This is a genomic window from Vibrio hippocampi, from assembly GCF_921292975.1.
Lineage (GTDB): Bacteria > Pseudomonadota > Gammaproteobacteria > Enterobacterales > Vibrionaceae > Vibrio > Vibrio hippocampi.
The window spans coordinates 425,249-441,919 of the sequence record NZ_CAKLCM010000003.1 but is presented as its reverse complement, the minus strand read 5'-3'; the positions used below and the strand labels follow the sequence as shown (position 1 = coordinate 441,919).

At 47.2% G+C, this 16,671-nt stretch carries 15 protein-coding genes and 1 pseudogene; 12 read left to right on the top strand and 4 right to left on the bottom strand.

The genetic code is table 11. The features are described 5' to 3' along the window. Positions 1 to 173: 173 nt before the first annotated feature. The gene (locus tag L9Q39_RS15045) at positions 174 to 836 is read right to left on the bottom strand and encodes a TetR family transcriptional regulator C-terminal domain-containing protein (protein ID WP_237485918.1); all 663 of its coding nucleotides are present in this window, start codon (positions 834 to 836) and stop codon (positions 174 to 176) included. 136 nt (positions 837 to 972) lie between these two features. Next, positions 973 to 1,959: a LysR family transcriptional regulator gene (locus L9Q39_RS15040; RefSeq protein ID WP_237485917.1), complete on the bottom strand. Its 987-nt coding sequence runs from the start codon at positions 1,957 to 1,959 to the stop codon at positions 973 to 975. Between the two features lie 132 nt (positions 1,960 to 2,091). Between L9Q39_RS15040 and aptA the strand changes: the two genes are divergently transcribed. The 12 genes and pseudogenes from aptA (at position 2,092) to L9Q39_RS14980 (ending at position 14,925) form a co-directional block, all read left to right on the top strand. Further along, positions 2,092 to 3,414, top strand: a complete 1,323-nt coding sequence (gene aptA / locus L9Q39_RS15035; protein WP_237485916.1) for an omega-aminotransferase AptA — start codon at positions 2,092 to 2,094, stop codon at positions 3,412 to 3,414. Positions 3,415 to 3,433: 19 nt separating this feature from the next. Continuing rightward, on the top strand, positions 3,434 to 4,930 hold the full coding sequence (locus L9Q39_RS15030; protein ID WP_237485915.1) for a CoA-acylating methylmalonate-semialdehyde dehydrogenase: 1,497 nt from the start codon (positions 3,434 to 3,436) through the stop codon (positions 4,928 to 4,930). Positions 4,931 to 5,157: 227 nt separating this feature from the next. Continuing rightward, a complete protein-coding gene (locus L9Q39_RS15025; RefSeq protein WP_237485914.1) occupies positions 5,158 to 6,468 on the top strand; it encodes a Zn-dependent hydrolase in 1,311 nt (436 codons plus the stop codon). A 43-nt stretch (positions 6,469 to 6,511) separates the two neighbouring features. Then, complete coding sequence (locus tag L9Q39_RS15020) at positions 6,512 to 7,996, top strand: NCS1 family nucleobase:cation symporter-1 (RefSeq protein WP_237485913.1); 1,485 nt, start codon at positions 6,512 to 6,514, stop codon at positions 7,994 to 7,996. 61 nt (positions 7,997 to 8,057) lie between these two features. Beyond that, positions 8,058 to 9,497: a dihydropyrimidinase gene (gene hydA, locus L9Q39_RS15015; protein ID WP_237485912.1), complete on the top strand. Its 1,440-nt coding sequence runs from the start codon at positions 8,058 to 8,060 to the stop codon at positions 9,495 to 9,497. Between the two features lie 153 nt (positions 9,498 to 9,650). After that, positions 9,651 to 9,767, top strand: a pseudogene (locus tag L9Q39_RS15010) (ABC transporter ATP-binding protein); the annotation flags it as partial. 226 nt (positions 9,768 to 9,993) lie between these two features. After that, positions 9,994 to 10,761 (top strand): DUF3450 domain-containing protein, encoded by a 768-nt coding sequence (locus L9Q39_RS15005; RefSeq protein ID WP_237485911.1) that lies wholly within the window; start codon positions 9,994 to 9,996, stop codon positions 10,759 to 10,761. A 1-nt stretch (position 10,762) separates the two neighbouring features. Then, positions 10,763 to 12,151: a MotA/TolQ/ExbB proton channel family protein gene (locus L9Q39_RS15000; RefSeq protein ID WP_237485910.1), complete on the top strand. Its 1,389-nt coding sequence runs from the start codon at positions 10,763 to 10,765 to the stop codon at positions 12,149 to 12,151. After that, positions 12,151 to 12,708 (top strand): MotA/TolQ/ExbB proton channel family protein, encoded by a 558-nt coding sequence (locus L9Q39_RS14995; protein WP_237485909.1) that lies wholly within the window; start codon positions 12,151 to 12,153, stop codon positions 12,706 to 12,708. Before L9Q39_RS15000 ends, L9Q39_RS14995 begins: the two co-directional genes overlap by 1 nt. Next, on the top strand, positions 12,705 to 13,109 hold the full coding sequence (locus L9Q39_RS14990) for an ExbD/TolR family protein (RefSeq protein WP_237485908.1): 405 nt from the start codon (positions 12,705 to 12,707) through the stop codon (positions 13,107 to 13,109). Before L9Q39_RS14995 ends, L9Q39_RS14990 begins: the two co-directional genes overlap by 4 nt. Further along, positions 13,109 to 13,747 carry an energy transducer TonB gene (locus tag L9Q39_RS14985; RefSeq protein ID WP_237485907.1) on the top strand — a complete coding sequence of 213 codons (639 nt, stop codon included), beginning with the start codon at positions 13,109 to 13,111 and terminating at the stop codon, positions 13,745 to 13,747. The genes L9Q39_RS14990 and L9Q39_RS14985 overlap by 1 nt, the downstream gene beginning before the upstream one ends. Beyond that, positions 13,744 to 14,925, top strand: coding sequence for a tetratricopeptide repeat protein (locus L9Q39_RS14980; protein ID WP_237485906.1), 1,182 nt, complete (start codon positions 13,744 to 13,746; stop codon positions 14,923 to 14,925). The genes L9Q39_RS14985 and L9Q39_RS14980 overlap by 4 nt, the downstream gene beginning before the upstream one ends. A 162-nt stretch (positions 14,926 to 15,087) precedes the next feature. Here the strand turns inward: L9Q39_RS14980 and L9Q39_RS14975 are convergent, their stop codons facing one another. Both L9Q39_RS14975 and L9Q39_RS14970 read right to left on the bottom strand, forming a co-directional pair. Continuing rightward, positions 15,088 to 15,933 carry a DUF3037 domain-containing protein gene (locus L9Q39_RS14975; protein ID WP_237485905.1) on the bottom strand — a complete coding sequence of 282 codons (846 nt, stop codon included), beginning with the start codon at positions 15,931 to 15,933 and terminating at the stop codon, positions 15,088 to 15,090. Beyond that, on the bottom strand, positions 15,930 to 16,646 hold the full coding sequence (locus L9Q39_RS14970) for a HipA family kinase (RefSeq protein WP_354004655.1): 717 nt from the start codon (positions 16,644 to 16,646) through the stop codon (positions 15,930 to 15,932). The genes L9Q39_RS14975 and L9Q39_RS14970 overlap by 4 nt, the downstream gene beginning before the upstream one ends. Between the last annotated feature and the right edge of the window lie 25 nt (positions 16,647 to 16,671).

The following is a 16,671-nucleotide window of genomic DNA, read 5'->3' as shown; positions in this document are numbered from 1 at the left end:
ACCTCAAATAGTGGCTAATTTTCACCCTACAAAAAGAGAGGAAAAGCCTGATAGAAAAAGCGAGGGAGTAAACTCAAACGATAATCAAACGCCGCTCAGTCACGGCAGAACATTATCGGGTGAATCCGCAAGCAAATTGCGCCCAAATTCACCCGAAAAAAATATCAACTGCATCAGTTTGGGGCAGTGACGCCACGAATCACCATCTGAGTTAAAAAGGTGGCAGCCTGTTCAAAATCTTTGTTATCCAGCTGCTTTTTATCCAAAAGCAATTCAATTTGCGCCGCAAAATCCGCATAGGTTTGCGTCATTGCCCAGATAGAAATAAACAGATGTTCCGGTTCGATATCGCGCAAATGCCCAGCCTCTACCCAGCTTCGCACTAACTGGACATCGCGCTCAAACAAAGGCTTAAGGTGACGCTTAAGGTAATCTCGAATCACTGGAGCGCCAGAAATAATCTCCAATGCAAACACCTTGGAAGCATTAGGAAAGTCATGTGACAGTTGTAGTTTGCCTCGGATATACGATTCAATAACCTGTTCCGGTGTGGCATCGTTTTGTTGAGCAAACACCATTCTTTCGAGCCATATATCAACAATATTTTGCAGCACGGTATGGTACAACTTCTCTTTAGAGGGAAAATAGTACAGCAAATTCTGCTTTGAAATTCCGCACTGATTGGCAATGCGATCCATGGTTGCGCCCTTGTAGCCAAACTCGGCGAACACGACTTCTGAGCCGCGAATGATATTGGCTTCCATGGCAATACGCGCCGATGCTTGCTTGGTCAGTTTTTTGACATTTGACGCTGTTTTGAGAGCCGTTTTGCTCATGCATAATTCCTTGGCGTTGGCCGTTTTATTGGTTCTAATTTTGTTCTTGGTTGTTCTTGGTTGTTCTTGGTTGTTCTTGGTTGTTCTTGGTTGTTCTTGGTAGTTATCTTGTTATTAATTGCTATGTTATTAATCGCTATTTTGCTCGAGTTCGCTGCAAAGCATCTAAAAACTCGGTCACAATACGCGTCGGTTTCGGTGATTTGCGATGAATCGCCGTAAATTCACAGTAATAAGTAAATTTGTCATTGGGTATTTTAGCCAGTTGACCTTTTGCCACCATGATATCGGCAAAATGATCGGGGAGAAATCCGATATATTGACCAGACTTAATCAAAGTGGTGATGCCTTCTTGATTACTCGCCGACGCACTTTTTATTAACCCGAGTGTTCGTCCCGTCTCCATATTTGGGCTGTTGAAACTCAAGCCAACATACTTTTGTGCCATCACCTTGCTATCGCTAACGGGTGGTACTGTTTTGTTTTGAGCTGTTTTATTTTTAACTGTACTGGTTCGAACTGAATTGTTTTGAACAGCGTCGTTTCGCACAGCATCGTAAAGGGGATGTCCTTTGCCACAGTAGAGAAACATCGTTTCCCCAAACAGCGGCAGGTATTCCAAACTGGCAGAGCGTCGATGGGGGGGAATAATACCGACATGATAGCGCCCTTCCAATACGCCTTTCTCAATCTCATTGACGGGAACCACATGAATATCAATCGCGACTTCTGGTGCCTTTGCCACATATTCCGCAATGGCTTGATCCACGCGGCAGTGATCGTTACTGACCGTGGTATCAAACATCGCTATCACTAAATGCCCTTTCAAACTGCTGTGTAAGTCATTGACCTCATGACGAAAATCATCAATCGAGACTAACAAGCGCTGAGCGGATTCGTAAATATGCTGCCCCTCTCCGGTTAAGGAAAAACCCGCCCGTCCGCGGTGACAAAGTACTAGCCCCAGACGTTGCTCTAGGTCTTTCAAATGGCGGCTGATCGTAGAGCGACCGATATTCAATTCCATCTCTGCTGCGCTTAATCCACCACTGTCCACCACCGCCATAAACACGCGAAGTAAACGAATATCGAGGTCAGATAGCTGGCCTAATAATGCTTTCATTGTTTCATAAAACTCCATGTTTACTTCGATTATTTGTTATTTATCAAACCAAATTCACTGCTTAAAGTAAAACGTAATGATGGTTTTTTATTCATAAAAGCTGGTTTTACAATCTCAGGAGACGCTGATCATATGGATATGCAGCACAAACAAATGGCGATGGACGCCTACTGGATGCCTTATACGGCCAACCGCCAGTTCAAAGCAGACCCACGAATTATTACCGGAGCAGAAGGCGCGTATTACATTGATGACCAAGGTCGAAAAATCTTCGACGGTCTGTCCGGTCTTTGGACTTGCGGCGCTGGGCACAACCGTCCGGAACTGGCGAGCGCGGTTGAACAGCAATTACGTCAACTCGATTACGCCCCCGCGTTTCAATACGGGCACCCAAAGGTGTTTGAGTTAGCCGAGAGAGTCGCTGAATTGGCTCCGGATGACATTAATCGCGTATTTTTTGTCAACTCAGGTTCGGAAGCCAGTGACACAGCGACCAAGATTGCCCGAGCATACTGGCGTCAGAAAGGACAAGGAACGAAAACCCGCATTATCGGGCGCAGCAAAGGCTATCACGGCGCCAGTTGGGGAGCGATCAGTTGGGGTGGCATCGGAGGAAATCGCAAGTTATGGGGTCCTGCGATCGACGCCGATCATCTGTCTCATACCCTGCAACCCGATATGACGTTTACGCCAGGTATGGCACCAACAGGCGCAGAAATGGCCGATGAACTGCTTGAGTTAATCACCCTACACGACGCGTCCAATATTGCTGCCGTCATTGTTGAACCTTTTTCTGGTTCCGCGGGCGTTATTGTGCCCCCTGAAGGTTACTTGCAACGACTGCGAGCCATCTGTGATCAACATGATATTTTACTTATCTTTGATGAGGTGATCACTGGCTTTGGTCGAGCGGGTCGCTACTTTGGCGCTCAAGCTTTTGGTGTTACGCCAGATATGATTTGTGTCGCCAAACAGCTCACCAATGGCGCTATTCCTATGGGAGCCGTTCTCGCCAAACAGGAGATCCACGACCTGTTTATGCAAGCAGGCGGTGCAAACCATAATATCGAATTGCCGCACGGCTATACCTATTCCGGTCACCCCGTCGCCTGTGCCTGCGCCTTAGCCACTTTAGACTTATTGGAAAAAGAACAACTTATTCCCCAGGTAGCAGAAATGGCACCAAAATTCGAACAGGCGATTCACCAGCTTAAAGGAATCGAACATATCCTAGATATTCGTAATTTCGGTTTTGCCGCGGGTCTAACTATTGCACCTCGTGATGGCGATGGCGCAATTCGACCGGTCGAAATCGCCACTCAGCTTTGGCAACAAGGCTTTTACGTTCGCTATGGAGGCGACACGATTCAACTCGGCCTGCCATTTATTACCCAACAACATGAAATAGACAGCTTGATCAACGCCATGGGCGATGTCATCAGAAAAACAGATTAAACATCACAAGGAAGTACACATGTCAGAATATATTGGTCACCTAATCAACGGTGAGATTCACAACGATGACGCCAACGTGCAAACGGTCTTTAACCCCGCAACTGGTAAGCCCTGCGCCCAAGTGGGCATGGCTTCGCCCGAGACCGTTGCTCAAGCGATTAGCGCAGCCAAAGCCGCCTATCCTAGCTGGCGCAACACGCCGCCTGCTGCACGAGCACAAGTGATGTATCGCTATAAAGCGTTGCTTGAACAGAATCAAGACACCATCTGCGAGTTAATATCCCGAGAGCATGGCAAGGTGTTAAGTGACGCTAAAGGTGAATTAGCGCGTGGGATTGAAAACGTTGAGTTCGCTTGCGGCATCCCAGAACTGTTAAAGGGTGAACATAGCCGCAATGTGGGTCGCAATATTGATGCTTGGAGCGAGTTTCAACCACTGGGTGTCGTCGCGGGTATTACACCGTTTAACTTCCCCGCGATGGTGCCGCTTTGGATGTGGCCGAGCGCGATTATGTGCGGTAACACCTTTATCTTAAAGCCTTCGGAAAGGGATCCTGCCAGTGTGCTCTACATCGCCCAATTAGCCGAAGAAGCGGGCTTACCCGCTGGAGTGCTTAACGTGGTAAATGGTGGCGTCGATGTGGTCAATCAACTCATTAACGATGACAGTGTCGAAGCAATTAGCTTTGTCGGTTCAACACCCGTTGCCGAAGCGATATACCAAAAAGCGTCTGAAAAAGGCAAACGCTGCCAAGCACTGGGGGGCGCTAAAAACCACGCTGTCGTTATGCCTGACGCCGATTTAGATAATGTGACCAACGCGTTAATGGGGGCGGCTTTTGGTTCCTGTGGGCAGCGTTGTATGGCGATATCGGTAGCGGTCGCCGTGGGTGATCAAGTCGCTGACGCCTTGGTCAGCAAGCTTAAGCCGAGAATCGAAGCTTTGAAAGTGGGTCCGGGCAGCAACAATGACAACGACATGGGTCCTTTGATCACTTTAGATCAAAAGCAAAAAATCACCCATTTTGTCGATGAGGCCGTTGCACAAGGTGCTGATATTATCACCGATGGTCGCACCAAAGTTGTGCCGGGATATGAAGATGGCTTCTTTTTTGGAGGCACACTTTTCGATAATGTCACCCCAGATATGACGATTTATCAACAAGAAGTTTTTGGTCCCGTGCTTGTTGTCGTTAGGGTTAACACTCTAGAGCAAGCCGTTGAACTGATAAACAAACATGAATATGGGAACGGAACCTGCATATTCACTCGAGATGGTGAAGCAGGACGCTACTTCTCAGACCAAGTGATGGTCGGAATGGTCGGTATTAATGTGCCCCTTCCTGTGCCTGTTTCTTATCACAGTTTCGGTGGTTGGAAACGTTCACTGTTTGGTGATCTTCATGCGTATGGCCCGGACTCGGTGCGTTTTTATACCCGCCGTAAAGCCATTACACAGAGATGGCCTTCGGGTGATGTCAAGGATGGAACCTTGTTTTCATTCCCGAGCTTATAACAATTAATTGCCTCTAATAACAGTCACTGGCTTAGGTTCAAATGCACCGCTAACCGTGCTAGACCGAAGCCAGATTTATTTTGCTTATAACTTTTACCATTTGGTAAAAGAAATCATGGAAAGAGAGATGAGAGCGTTCTCATCCAATATGCGCCAGTGCCATTGGTTAACGGTCGCATTGGTTAACGGTCTCATTGGTTGACGAAGGCTGACGATGGACTGGCACGATGTGGATCGGCAGTGCCGCTAAACAGATAAAGGGAATGAATATGCAAGATTTACGTGTAAATGGCGATAGACTTTGGCAAAGCTTAATGGAGATGGCGCAGTTTGGACTGACACCAAAAGGCGGATGTGCAAGGCTGGCCGCGACAGAACTGGATGGTCAGGCGCGCGACCTTTTTGTTGAATGGTGCAAAGCCTGTGGTTGCAGCATCAGCGTCGACAAAATGGGCAATATCTTTGCTCGCAGAGAAGGGAAAAATAACGCCCTACCTGCCGTAGCAACCGGCAGTCACCTTGACACTCAACCAACGGGTGGAAAATTCGACGGCGTCTTTGGCGTTCTCGCTGGCGTCGAGGTATTGCGCACTCTACACGACAATAACATTGTCACCGAAGCGCCCATGGAATTTACCGTCTGGACCAATGAAGAAGGCTCACGTTTTCAACCTGCGATGCAGGGCTCAGGTGTTTACGTCGGACGCTTTGACCTAGAAACCGAACTGAATAAAACCGATGTCGATGGCATTCGCCTTAAAGATGAATTAGACAATATTGGCTACTTAGGGGAAGACGAACCCGGTAGCCGTCATTTCGGGGCTTTTTTTGAAGCTCATATCGAGCAAGGTCCTATTTTAGAAGACCAAAACAAAGCCATCGGTGTTGTTCGTCTTGGTCAAGGGATCCGTTGGTATAACGTCACCATCAAAGGTCGCGAATCCCACTCAGGCACAACGCCAATGTATCTGCGCAATGACGCCATGGTCGCCAGTGCACATATCATCGCGGAAATCGAACAACTTGCCCATCGCTATGAGAATGGTTTAGGCACGGTCGGGTTTATGCAAGTCTATCCCAATTCACGCAATGTGATCCCCGGAGAAATCACCTTTAGTGTCGACCTACGCAACCCAGATGCCGAGGTGCTATCCGAGATGGACAAAGTGTTTACTGGGTTTTGTCAAAAGGTGGCAAGCGAACGAGATATCGAGATTGAAATCGATCCATTTTGGTACTTTGCACCGGTCGAGTTTAATGCCTCGGATGATGTAAAAGCCGCCGCTGAATCGCTCGGTTACTCGCATATGGATATCTACGCCGGAGCAGGTCACGACGCTTGCTACATGGCCGATATCGTCCCAACAGGCATGATTTTCACCCCTTGTGAAAACGGCATTAGCCACAACGAAATTGAATACACCTCCCCGCAAGAGTGTGAAGCAGGCGCAAATGTGCTGCTCCACACCATGCTAGAGGCCAACTCGCGCATTGCAAAGGAAGCTGCAACCAAAGCGCTTTGTGAACCAGCAGAGTAACTCTGCTGCTTGCATCGAATCTCAACTGGATGAGGATCCCATTATGAAATCCACCATGAAAAAAATCGGCGACTTCTATGAACTGGATGTCGCTCAAGACCTAAATGACAGCCAATACTTCAACGACGATTTAGCCCCAACTAAGGTATCAGAGCGAACTTGGAATAAAGTCAACATTGCCGCCCTTTGGGTCGGCATGTCGATCTGTGTACCGACTTACACTCTGGGAGGCGTATTAACCGCCTATTTCGGTTTGTCGGTACTGGAAGCGCTGTTTACCATTTTGTTGGCGAACATTGTGGTACTGGTTCCGCTCACACTTAACGCCTTTCCCGGCACCAAATATGGTATTCCGTTCCCGGTATTGCTGCGTTCGTCGTTTGGTATTTTTGGCTCCAATGTCCCTTGCCTGATCCGCGGCTTAGTAGCCTGTGGTTGGTTCGGTATCCAAACGATGTTTGGTGGTCTTGCGATTCACCTGTTGCTGTCTGAATTATCGAGCGGCTGGGCCAGTTTAGGGAGTGTCGGTGAAGTGTTAGGCTTCTTTATTTTTTGGGTGCTCAATATCAGCATCGTTATTAAGGGTTCAGACTCAATCAAATGGCTCGAAACCCTATCCGCTCCGTTGCTACTCGCGGTCGGTTTAGGCTTGATGTTCTGGGCAACGGATAAAGTCTCCTACACCGAAATCATCATGACCCCAGCCAACCGACCAGAAGATGCTGGACTTGCCAGTTACTTCTTTGCCGGTTTAACTGCGATGGTCGGCTTTTGGGCAACACTGTCACTGAATATTCCTGACTTTAGTCGCTACGCTAAATCGCAAAAAGACCAGATCATTGGTCAGATCGTCGGTCTACCACTGACCATGTTCTTCTTTGCCGCACTGGGCGTGATCCTAACGTCAGCATCATATACGCTTTTCGGCGAAACCATCTCCGATCCCATCACCCTGATTGGTAAAATCGAAAGCCCATTTTGGGTCATGATTGCGATGGTTCTGATCATCATTGCCACCCTGTCCACCAACACGGCGGCGAACGTGGTCTCACCAACCAATGACTTCCAAAACATCGCGCCAAAACAGATCAATCACACCCGTGGTGTGCTGCTAACGGGTATCGTCGGTATTTTGCTGATGAGCTGGGAACTGCTTAAAAAAATGCATTGGATCGAGTCCGATGTCAGTGTTGAAGCCATGTATTCTAACTGGTTATTAGGCTACTCAAGTTTATTGGGTCCTATCGCAGGCATCATGATTGTTGACTATTTCTTAATCAAAAAACAGCAACTGGATATTCCAGCGCTTTACTCAGATAAAGAGTTAACACCGTCGATCAACTGGGCCGGCTTTATCGCCTTTTTCATCCCAGTTGGCTTCACCATTATCGCCATCACTTTTGATGTGATGACATGGTTTTACAACTACGGCTGGTTTACTGGTGCCTTCTCCGGCGCGGCACTTTATTACTTCGCTTCAACACTTCTAGTCCAACCGATTGCGACCGCCAAACCGGAAAAAGCATAAAGGAATAACACCGGCCGATTGGACACAAACCCATCGGCCTTTTCAACGACAAGGAGTCGCTATGAATTTATTGATCAAAGGGGGTGACGTCGTCACTCACGAACAAACCTACACCGCTGATGTGTTGTGCATCGACGGTAAAATCAGTCAGATAGGAACCGACCTCGATTATCCCGAGAATACTGAAATCATTGATGCCTCGGGCAAACTCCTTATGCCGGGCGGTATCGATCCGCATACCCACATGCAACTGCCGTTTATGGGAACCGTAGCATCCGACGACTTTGCCTCAGGCACTGCCGCCGCACTGGCGGGAGGGACAACCACCATCATTGACTTCGTTATTCCATCCCCGCAACAATCTTTACTTGAGGCTTACCATCAATGGCAAGATTGGGCATCGCAATCTCAGTGTAACTACAGCTTCCATGTCGCCATCACTTGGTGGGATGATTCGGTAAAACAAGAGATGAAAACCTTGGTTGAAGAACATGGCGTCAATAGCTTTAAACACTTTATGGCCTACAAAAACGCCATCATGGCAACCGACGATATTCTGGTATCCAGCTTTAACACCTGCCTAGAGTTAGGCGCAGTGCCGACGGTTCACGCAGAAAATGGCGAGCTGGTTTATCACCTGCAACAGAAGTTACTGGAAAAAGGCATTACCGGTCCAGAAGCCCATCCATTGTCACGACCACCAGCGGTCGAAGGTGAAGCCGCCAATCGTGCCATTAACATTGCTGGCACGCTCGGCGCTCCTCTCTATTTAGTTCACGTCTCGACCGAAGAAGCGGTCGATGCCATCAAATACGCAAAAGACAATGGTCAAATCGTGTTTGGTGAATGCCTTGCAGGGCACTTAGTGATTGATGATAGCGTGTATAAAAACCCCGATTGGGACTATGCCGCGGGTCATGTTATGAGCCCTCCATTTCGTCCTAAAAAACACCAAGACGCACTGTGGAAAGGGTTACAAAGCGACGCTATCCAAACCACAGCTACTGACCATTGTGCATTCTGCGCCTCGCAAAAAGCCATGGGTAAAGACAACTTCACCATGATCCCCAACGGCACTGCCGGGGTGGAAGAGCGCATGATGGTGCTATGGGACAAGGGCGTTAACCAAGGCAAACTTACCGAGAATGAGTTTGTTGCCATTACCTCCACCAATGCAGCGAAAATATTCAACCTTTATCCAAGAAAAGGCGCGATTGCGGTTGGTTCGGATGCAGATATTGTGATTTGGGAAAATAACCAGAAAAAGACCTTGTCTGTTGACAGTCAGATGTCGAAAATCGACTTTAGCATCTTTGAGGGAATGGAGGTTCAAGGCAAACCGGTCACCACCATCTGCAACGGCAAAGTCGCATGGGACAACGGTGAACTGAAAACCGCTCCCGGTGATGGTCAATACATCACCCGCCCCGCCTATGCCAACTTCTACCAAAGTCAGCTCAAACGAAACGAGCTACAAACCCCGCAAGCCGTTAGTCGCTAGTCGATAAACGATAGCGCGCTTTTTGCACCGACTTCAGGTTTAGTGTTAGTGAAGTCGGTGCGAAATGGATGACTCATTGGGCTACATACCTTTTATCCTAAATATTAAGTCCTAACTCAATACCTGTTTTCAGCGTTGCAAACTGTTTATATACTCTGGCTAATTCAGGACGCATTATCTGATTTGTATCACTCCCCTATCCGATTAATTGAGCATCCAGTGCCTGCGCAGACTTTAGCAAGTGGGAAAGTCGCGGTAGTCTGTGCATGATTAAAGTGAGATTTAAAAATCGGTGAACATCAAGCATCATCAAGTTGCGTGTGTTTAGCTTGGAGGGGCGCGCTATCTTCCGCTATTAATATGAACCGAAATCCGTATAATACAGGCGATAGGATAATACGAACCATTATCAAAAACACCTGATTCCAAGATAATACAATACCTTAGATAAAAACTCGTATTTTATAAAAAACAACGGAAATTAATTAGAATCCCTATGTTTAGACAATATTTGTGGGTTAGCTTGTTTGTAGCAACCTCAGCGTCAGTGAACGCATCCAGTCTGGATAGCGCTCAAGGAACTCAAAATAGCACCCATGTCGCTGCGGCAGCCAGTCAACAACGTATCGACACCAGCGCGACCAACGCACTGAGCTTGCAAGGTGAAATTGAGCAATTGCAGCAACAGGTCAACAACCTTGAGGTTTATGGTCAGCACCTGACGGCGCTTATTGCCAGCCAAAACAGCGAAGTCTCCAGCCTTAATGCGCAAATTGATGAGATAAAATTCACTCGCCAAGGGATCGTTCCCTTGATGTATCAGATGATTGCCGACCTAAAACAACAAGTTCAAGCGGGTATGCCAATCAAACAAGCGCAGCGTCTAGAGCGAGTGGAAAAATTAGACACCATGATGGTGCGGGCTGATGTCAGTGATGCGGAAAAATATCGTCGTATTTTAGAGGCTCATCAAATTGAGTTGGATTATGGAACCAAGCTGTCTACCTATCAAGGTGAGATGCAACTTGGGGAACAGTCCATCGAAGCCAATATGCTGCATCTCGGTCGCCTGTCTCTGGTAGCGCGTAGCCTTGACCGAACTCAATATTGGGCGTGGAACGCGGCAAATAATCAATGGCAAGCACTCGACAATCACTACGCAACGGATATTGACCACGCGTTTTCTGTTGCCAACAAGCAGACCGCTCCGAGTCTGATTTCATTACCTATTTCAACCCCAGTCACCACCCAGCAGGAGCAATAAGATGAAGAGACTGTTAACTTCCTTGCTGATCTTGGGTGGCTGTTTGAGTTTTCAGGCGCTCGCCGTCGATTCAACGCAACAATTGGCGACACAAGCAAAACAAGAGCGTGTGACGCAGAAAAAGTACAACCAACAGCGTGAAGCACTGTTTAATAAGAGTGAGCAAGAACTCAAGCAATTGAAAAGTGAGCTTGAAGCAAAAAAATCCGCGTTGGATGCCCAGAATACCGCATTAGCTCAGACTTTTAGTGCCAATGAAGAGACGCTTGCCAACCTTGAGCAGCAACTAAGATTAGAAACCGGCAGCTTGGGTGAAGTATTTGGCGTGGTGCGTCAAAGCGCAAAAAGCTTACAGGCAGAGCAACAGCTGTCGGTATCCTCTATTGATGCCAATCAATATATTCCGGTGGTGAATGATATCGTCGCCGCCACAAAACTGCCGTCTATGGATCAGCTAACGGGGCTCTGGTTCGCCTTTAATGAACAGATCCAAGCGAGCGGTCAAATTCGCCAAGTTATGCTGCCATTTCGTACTGGCACAGGAACGCTAGAAACCGTCCCGGCGGCGCGTCTGGGGGCTTATGGCGTCGTGGGCGAACAAGGCTATTTGCGATGGAGCAATGAAAGGTCTGACGCGCAAGACTACAGCAAACAACCAGAACCAACGCCTACCTTGACGCTGTTGTCTGATGCGACGCCATTCTCCATGCAGAGTGTGGTCATCGACCCCTCGCGTGGCGTTATTTTAGAGCAACTCGCCCTATCGCCAACTTGGCAAGACCGTCTTGCCGCTGGTGGTGTGGTGGGTAAAATCATCTTAGGTCTGCTGATTGTTGGATTGTTGATTGCGCTGATTCGAGGTGTGGCACTGACACTGACTCGTATCAAGATCAAAAAGCAGTTAAAAACACCGCAACAGCCGGGTAAAAACCCACTGGGTCGAGTGCTATCGGCTTACGATAAAGACAAGGTTCACTCCGCAGAAGCATTAGAACTGCGTCTGCTAGAAGTGGTCGTCGATGAGCAAGCTGACTTAGAAAAAGGCTTATCCATGCTCAAGCTTCTGGCAGCACTGGCACCGATGTTAGGGCTTCTTGGCACGGTAACGGGGATGATTGAAACCTTCCAAGTGATCACGCAATTTGGTAACGCGGATCCAAAAGTAATGGCGGGCGGTATTTCTATGGCGCTGGTGACCACGGTGTTAGGTTTGATCGCCGCAATGCCGCTGCTATTGGCACACAATATCTTGTCGTCGCAAGCGGAATCCATTCGCAACGTATTAGAAAAACAAGGCATTGGGCTTGTGGCTGAGCAAGCAGAGCTTGACCACAGCCAGCCGATGGCGATTAAACAGGATCTTGAGGTGCAATCTCAAGGAGCGGCGTAATGGACAGTATTTGGGCGTGGTTGCCACAAACTTTATTACAGCATCATTGGCTGGACTCCCTGCGTTATTTTATGCAACAAGGCGGTCAGGTTTTGTGGTGGCTGGCGGCGGTTGTCGCCGTCTGCTGGGTACTGATTATCGAGCGTATCGCCTTTTTGTGGCTGCAATTCCCACGTCAACGCAAAAGCTATACCCAAGTTTGGCATCAAAGAAGCGAACATGACTCTTGGTACGCTCGCTCGATCCGCGATAGTTGGTTATCGCAAGCTCATGAGTCACTGTTTCAGCATCTGAATATGATTAAACTGTTAGTCGCCATTTGTCCGATGTTGGGACTGTTAGGCACCGTAACCGGAATGATCTCGGTGTTTGATGTGATGGCGAACCAAGGCAGCAGTGACCCCAAATTAATGGCGTCGGGTATTTCGTTGGCAACCCTGCCGACAATGGGCGGAATGGTTGCGGCACTCACTGGCATGTTCGCTCATTCAAGACTGGTCAAAGCCTGCCAAAGCCGAGAAATTAAATTAGAAAAATCACTAAGGAGTCGTCGATGAGATTAGGTAGACGGAGCCATCATCAGCAAGAAGCACAGGTCGATTTGACCTCGATGCTGGATATTGTGTTTATCATGCTGATCTTTTTTATTGTCACCAGTTCCTTTGTGCGCGAATCAGGGGTTGAGGTCAACCGTCCGCAAGCATCCAATGTCGTCAGCCAAAAAGAGGCGGGGATTTTTGTCGCCATCACCGCCGCCAATGATATCTACATCGACAAACGCATGGTCGACGTCGAAAGGGTTGAAGCCATTCTGGAACATCTACTACTGGATAAGCCACACGTTTCGTTAGTGATTCAGGCGGATGAACATGCCTATAATGGCACGGTTGTTAAAGTGATGGACGCAGCCAAAAGCGCCGGGGTACAGAACATTGCACTAGCGGCGGAGCAGCAATAGTGTTTCGTTGGTTAATCGCAATCCCCCTCGCCTCCCTTGTTATGGTGCTACTGTTTACCTTTATGGCGACGATGATCGACCATCGACAAAGCGCGGCTCCCAAAGTCAATGCACCGTTGAGCTTTAATATGGTGATGCTGGAACAGGAGCAAGAGCTACAGCGCAGAAAACGTACTGTCCCCGAACCTCCTAAGCCGCCAGAAATGCCACCCGAAACTCCGCTGTCTCAAACGAGTACAGCCAGCAACCAAGTCTCCTCAATGGCGGCGCCTAGCGAGTTAAATCTCAATACGGCGGTACAGGGGCTTGCGATTGCCGTGCCCGCGTTTGGTGAGTTTTCGGTGCAAACGCCGATGCAGACCAATCAACAAGCGATGCCCCTGTATCGCGTCGAACCCAACTATCCGGCACGCGCGTTGAAACGCAAAGTCGAGGGTTATGTGTTGATGCGTTTTACTATCGACGCCACGGGTCGTGCCACCGATATTCAAGTGGTTGAGGGCAATCCCGCAAGAATGTTTGATAGAGAAGCGATACGAGCGCTGAAGAAGTGGAAGTACCAGCCAAAAGTCGAGGGAGGCAAAGCCGTGTCCCAACCCAATCAAACCGTTAAGTTAGAGTTTAGGTTCGCAAAATGATACAGAAGATTGGGCGTATTGCGTTATATATTGGACTGCTTTTAACGGTGTCCGTCAGCCATGCGCAGCAACTGAGTCAATACACCGCGCGATATGTACAAAAGGCAAATGAACTGGCTCAAAATGAGCAGCTTGAACAAGCCATTGGACAATTGCTTAAAGTAGAAACGAAAAGAGCGTTTGATAAAGCCTATGTGTCACGCATGTTGGGCATCTTGTATTGGCAGCAAGGCAACAGCAAAAACGCAATCAATTACCTGTCACAAGCGGTTAAATCGGGCGCGTTGCAAGATGATCAGGCATGGATGACCGAAAAGATGCTGGCGGATCTCTATCTTAACGCGCACAAGTTTCAAGATGCGATTAAACACTATACCGCCCTGCTCAGTTATGTCCCTGAAAAGCAGAGCCAGAGTGAAATTTGGTGGCGCTTAGCACAATCGAACTACCAGTTATCGCAATGGAAACCGGTGCTCTCGTCCATCGAACACTATAAAAAGCATCGAGGCAAAATGGCACAGCCACAGTTGTCGATGCAGTTAGGCGCTTTGCTGCAACTTAAGCGCTGGAAAAGCTCGTTACCGGTATTGGAAGCCCTTATTGAACTGGAACCTGACAACACCGCTTGGTGGCGTCAACTCACCAGCCTACAACTGCGATTGGGTCGAAATAAACAGGCACTGAATACCTTGGCATTAGCCCGTCTCGGTAATATTGAGTTATCCGATGGCGATCTGCGCCTATTAGCTCAACTCTATGCCCAACAGAAAATCCCTGAGCAAGCAGCGTTGACGTTGGAGCAATTGGATCCCAACAATCAACAGCAAGATCTCGTTATCGCCAAGGCAAGTTATTGGCAGCAAGCCAAAGAGTGGCAAAAAGCCACGGATTCTTGGTTAGTCGCCGCAAAACAACAGCCCAAATACTACTGGGAAGCATCTCAACTGATGCAACAGCAGCGCGCTTTTGCAGACAGCCTCAAAGCCCTCTCTCACCTCGACCCAAAACAAGCCAAAGTCGCCTTAGCCAAAACGCAAGCCTATTTTAAATTAGGCGACGTCGAGAATGCGCTGATTGAAGCGAAAAAAGCCGATCAATATGCTGCTAATAATGGGGACATTGAGCAAGCAAAACGTTGGGTGACCTATCTTGAGGTATTGCGTAAGCAGAGTCAGTAGATTGAAGGATTTTGTTAGGACAGGCATATCAAAAAGCAGCCCCGATTTTTATGCTCTACGCTAAATCATTGCGCCATAAATACAAAACCCAACGCGAAGCTGAAAATGGCAAGCGTTGGGAATCGGAATGACTCTAAAATGCTTTGTAGCTAAACCTGTTTGTCAGTGAGCTAATTTAAAGTTCTCTGCTTTTTCTGACTCAAACCTTGCAAAATTTTCAATATTACGAAGGTCACGAACATCATAAACATTAACACCTAATGATTTCATTTCATCTTGTAAAGAGTTAAATGCAGCCTCAAGATTTTTATCTTTGTACTCAGGACGATCAATTGCAAAAAGAAAGTCGCTAGCATCAAGCGTTTTTGAATTGAGTAAATGCTTCACTCTTGAAATCCAAAACTCACCATGATCAATCAACTTTAGAGGCTTATCTTGGTATAAGCTAAGCGGTTTAATCGCTTTCGTGGTAACGCTATCTGTAGCGACCAATGGTAACTCGAAAGAAACATAATTCGCATTAAGTTTACTCTTAGTAAACTTATACTTTGTTATGCCATCTAATTGTTTTTTTAGACTTTTAACTAAAAGTGTCTCTCGATGCGCTTTAGTGTGAAAGCTTCTACCAACGTATTGCTCGAACAATTTTTCTAAAACAACTTCAAGGGAGTCATTCGTCAAAAGAGCAGCAGTTTCACTGAAAGTAAGGAAGCCTTCTCTTTGTCTGGTAACTTCATCCATGAAACCAGCTAACTCCTTTCCACTCATTCCTTTAGCAAAATCTTGAATGCGCTTAAGCTCGAAATTAAACATTTCGATAGCATTAGAGTATAACTGACCATCAAGGTCATCAAAAAACTGAGAAACTCGACCAAACTTTTTATTTGCTAACCTAAATAACACACGACTAGATTGAGGTGCGTGAATCACAATACCGACGTTAGCGAACTCTTGAGTTTCAGTAAAAGGCATAAAACGTATTACTGAATAACGTACTAGATTTTTCATTTCATACCCTCCCAAAATTCAGGTGTTCTAAAGCGTGATAATGTTACTCGAATACCTTCCACAATACCATCATCACCGCAGTTTTCGAGCCACTCTTCCGGTATCGACTCTAATATAGAGTTTAGTTCACTGAAGCAATTTTCCAGTCGTTCTTTGTAGTACTCATGGTCTAGTAAAGATCGTTGTTCAGAAAACCAAGCACTTGAACCCACATGGAGCTCTTTCAGCTCATCAAATGTCTCATCATAGTCTGCATCAAAGGCTAGATTGTGGTCTAGAACAATAAAAGACTTAAGATCCGAGCAGATAAATAGATTAGGGTTACCGCCACTTTGTGTAAGATTGCGATCACCATTTTTTATCCAGTAGTCGAATAGAAACAGCAGCTTCAGACCATCTGAATCAAGTTCACATAGTTTTTGGTAAGGGACATCTTGAATATTCTCTTCGTACTTAGACGCAAACCAATCCCCTTCGCTGAGCTCGTAATGCCCAAACTCAAGTAGAGAACGGTCAACGTAAGCAACTTCAAAATCGGGGACAGGCAAGCCAATAGCCTTTCCTAACTTTCCACATACCCATTCATTGATTAGCCCGCGATATGTAGTCTTAGGCCCTTTTACAATATACTGATTACTGTCATCGCCAACACAGAGGTAAGGTCCCGTTTGACCTTGTTTCATCTTCCTAATTATTCTTTCGATGTAAACCATATATCGCTGTAACTATGTAAAGTTG

Coding starts and splice junctions, on each gene's coding strand:
- L9Q39_RS15030 (WP_237485915.1), top strand. CDS start 3,434: ATGTCAGAATATATTGGTCACCTAATCAACGGTGAGATTCACAACGAT.
- aptA (WP_237485916.1), top strand. CDS start 2,092: ATGGATATGCAGCACAAACAAATGGCGATGGACGCCTACTGGATGCCT.
- L9Q39_RS15000 (WP_237485910.1), top strand. CDS start 10,763: ATGAAGAGACTGTTAACTTCCTTGCTGATCTTGGGTGGCTGTTTGAGT.
- L9Q39_RS15005 (WP_237485911.1), top strand. CDS start 9,994: ATGTTTAGACAATATTTGTGGGTTAGCTTGTTTGTAGCAACCTCAGCG.
- L9Q39_RS14980 (WP_237485906.1), top strand. CDS start 13,744: ATGATACAGAAGATTGGGCGTATTGCGTTATATATTGGACTGCTTTTA.
- L9Q39_RS15025 (WP_237485914.1), top strand. CDS start 5,158: ATGTGGATCGGCAGTGCCGCTAAACAGATAAAGGGAATGAATATGCAA.
- L9Q39_RS14995 (WP_237485909.1), top strand. CDS start 12,151: ATGGACAGTATTTGGGCGTGGTTGCCACAAACTTTATTACAGCATCAT.
- L9Q39_RS14990 (WP_237485908.1), top strand. CDS start 12,705: ATGAGATTAGGTAGACGGAGCCATCATCAGCAAGAAGCACAGGTCGAT.
- L9Q39_RS14975 (WP_237485905.1), bottom strand. CDS start 15,933: ATGAAAAATCTAGTACGTTATTCAGTAATACGTTTTATGCCTTTTACT.
- L9Q39_RS14970 (WP_354004655.1), bottom strand. CDS start 16,646: ATGGTTTACATCGAAAGAATAATTAGGAAGATGAAACAAGGTCAAACG.
- L9Q39_RS15040 (WP_237485917.1), bottom strand. CDS start 1,959: ATGAAAGCATTATTAGGCCAGCTATCTGACCTCGATATTCGTTTACTT.
- L9Q39_RS15045 (WP_237485918.1), bottom strand. CDS start 836: ATGAGCAAAACGGCTCTCAAAACAGCGTCAAATGTCAAAAAACTGACC.
- L9Q39_RS15020 (WP_237485913.1), top strand. CDS start 6,512: ATGAAATCCACCATGAAAAAAATCGGCGACTTCTATGAACTGGATGTC.
- hydA (WP_237485912.1), top strand. CDS start 8,058: ATGAATTTATTGATCAAAGGGGGTGACGTCGTCACTCACGAACAAACC.